Raw genomic sequence first — 2,109 nt, 5'->3', positions numbered from 1 at the left:
CTTCCAAAATCATTCTGACAACTTCTTGCAGGAGCTTGTCACGGAAAGACGGGATACCCAGCGGACGGAGTTTTCCGTTTTTCTTTGGAATATACCCACGTCTTACAGGGTTAGCCTTGTAGGTTCCGTCCTTTAGTGACTGGATTAACTCTTTTACATAGAAGTCACTGAAACCGTCTGCGGTATCGTCGTCGATACCCTGTGTTGTTGCGCCTTTGTTTGCATAAAGTTTCTGATAGGCGGCGTAGTAAATATCTTCACGGAGTAAATATCTGTATAGCCTTGTGAATACGCCGTCTTTGTGTTCGCTGGAACACCTTTCAATACGCTCTAAAATTTCAGATGTTGGTTTCATTGAGGTTTCTCCTCCCTTTCATTCTTACATTTTAGATGTTACTAACTGGCTCCCTTCGCCATGTAAGGGTCATTACCCCTCTCGGACTACTATGGAGCCTCCGTTGCCATATCCGGCGAATGAGCCGGACTTAGGCAATCCCCAGTTAGCGTTGTGCTTAGGTGAATGAAGATTGTCGGATATGCTTTCGGTTCGTTATGACGTGTTCTCACGCCTGTTTCATAACGTGTAGCAGTTGTCCCGCCGTGAAAGATGACGTGACAGCGTTATGACATGGGTTACAGGACTTTTCCCACACCTGCAAAAAACAGGAACTGGAACCTTACATTCGATAAACCCAATCTTATCCTCATATCTTCTTAACATTAGGAAACAGTCGCACCTAAGTCCTTTGGTGACTATTCCTTTTTCTGCCATGCGCTGTTCCCGTAAAGGATTTCTCCTTAGTCGGTAAGGCAGATTGTTTCGCACACTGCCGTGTGCGGCAGTACCTTAAACTGCTTTGCACAACGCCCTATCTGGGCGCACCTTCACATTCTGGGTCAAAGCTGACGGGACGCAGCCTTTCTTCCGCAGCATTTTCCAGATGGCAACGCAGTAGCTGGCCGTCAGGGCGTCCCGGAGCAGTACGTGAAATTCGTCAAAGTAGCACCATGTGGAAAGCCCGTTCATGAAGTTCAGGGAAACCTGTGAGTTCACTAAATCCTGCATGATGAGCATGGCAATCGTGCGCAGTCCCGCCCCCAGCTTCTTTAAATCGAGGCACACAAGGCGGCGGTTCAAGTCCACGTTGGTTTCATGGTTGAATACGTTTAAGGAACCGGACACGTAGATTTCAAGGGAGGTTGCCAGACGGGAAGCCTCCGCCTCCGGCTGTTTGCAGAGCAGTTCGTATAAATCCTGCAACGTCGGCATCTGTTTCTTTTCCGGGTGCTGGATATGCTCCCGGTACATGAAGCGCACACAGCGGTCAATCACCGTCCGGTCAATGGGCTGTAGGCCGTCCTTGCCGCCAACAATGAGCTCCATCAGCGACAGGATAAAGTCGGCCTTTAAGGCCATGGGATTTTCCTCGTCAAAACTCAAATCTATGTCCATGGGGTTGATGTGGTGCGGGCTGTCCGGCGCAATCTCAATCACCTGACCGCCCAGCCGCCGGATTAGCGGGGAATATTCGCCCATGGGGTCTACTACGATAATCCGGTCGCGGGTGGCGAGGAACACGTTCACAAGCTCCCGTTTTGCGGCAAAGGATTTCCCGGAACCGGGTACGCCAAGGAACAGGCCGTTGGGGTTTTTCAGTTTCTTCCGGTTCGCCATGATGACGTTGTGGGAAAGGGCGTTCAGGCCGTAATAGACCGCCTCCCCGTCCATGCGGAGCTCCTGCGTTATGAAGGGGACGAAAATGGCGGTGCTGCTGGTAGTCAGGCCCCTCTGTATCTCAATGGCGTTGTGGCCGAGGGGAAGGCTGGAAAGGAACGCCTGCTCCTGCTGGAAGTCCAGCCGTTTCAGGGCGCAGTTGTATTTCTGCACGATTCCTGACACGGTGAACAGGTCGTTGTCCAGCTCCCGCCGGGTGGGCGCCATGTTGACCACAAGGAAGGTCAGGAGGAACATTCTTTCATTCCGGCTCTGCAAATCTTCCAGAAGGGTCTTAGCGTCCTGGCTGTAGGTCACAAGGTCGGGAGGCAGAATGTCCATGTCGTAGCCGGAGCGCACCGCCTTTTTCTGGTGGAGTAGGGAAGTGCCGCCTT

The 2,109-nt window shown here is 51.9% G+C and carries 2 pseudogenes; both read right to left on the bottom strand.

Features of this window, described 5'->3' with window-relative positions:
• Nucleotides 1-355: pseudogene (locus CLOSYM_RS20655) on the bottom strand (group II intron reverse transcriptase/maturase); the annotation flags it as partial.
• 528 nt (nucleotides 356-883) lie between these two features.
• Nucleotides 884-2,109: pseudogene (locus CLOSYM_RS20650) on the bottom strand (VirB4-like conjugal transfer ATPase, CD1110 family); the annotation flags it as partial.

Source organism: [Clostridium] symbiosum ATCC 14940, assembly GCF_000466485.1.
Taxonomy (GTDB): domain Bacteria; phylum Bacillota; class Clostridia; order Lachnospirales; family Lachnospiraceae; genus Otoolea; species Otoolea symbiosa.
Note: the sequence above shows the minus strand (reverse complement) of the source record. Positions and strands in the feature narration are given on the sequence as shown.